Source organism: Parazoarcus communis SWub3 = DSM 12120 (genome assembly GCF_003226565.1).
Taxonomy (GTDB): domain Bacteria; phylum Pseudomonadota; class Gammaproteobacteria; order Burkholderiales; family Rhodocyclaceae; genus Parazoarcus; species Parazoarcus communis.
In genome coordinates, this window is sequence record NZ_QKOE01000219.1 from 1 (window position 1) to 244 (window position 244).

A 244-nucleotide genomic window follows, 5' to 3' on the forward strand; every position below is an offset into this window, starting at 1 on the left:
ACGCGGCGGACAACGTATCGCACATCGAGGCGCCTGGCGGCTCGCAGGTCTTCGCGCATGATGTGACCAACCGGATTGCGCAGACGGGCTATGTGTACGACGCCAACGGCAATCGTGTGGAAGATCCGATCCGTGTCTATCAGTGGGACGCGGAGAACCGGCTCATCGGAGTGAGTCACAAGAGCAGCCCTGGGCGCAGCAGTCATTTTGTGTATGACGGATTGGGTCGGCGCAGCGTGATCGA

General features: G+C 60.7%; 1 protein-coding gene. It reads left to right on the forward strand.

Going from position 1 to position 244, the window contains the following annotated elements; translation table 11 throughout:
- On the forward strand, positions 1-244 hold a 244-nt coding region (locus DNK49_RS24345), incomplete at both ends, for a hypothetical protein (protein ID WP_165843453.1).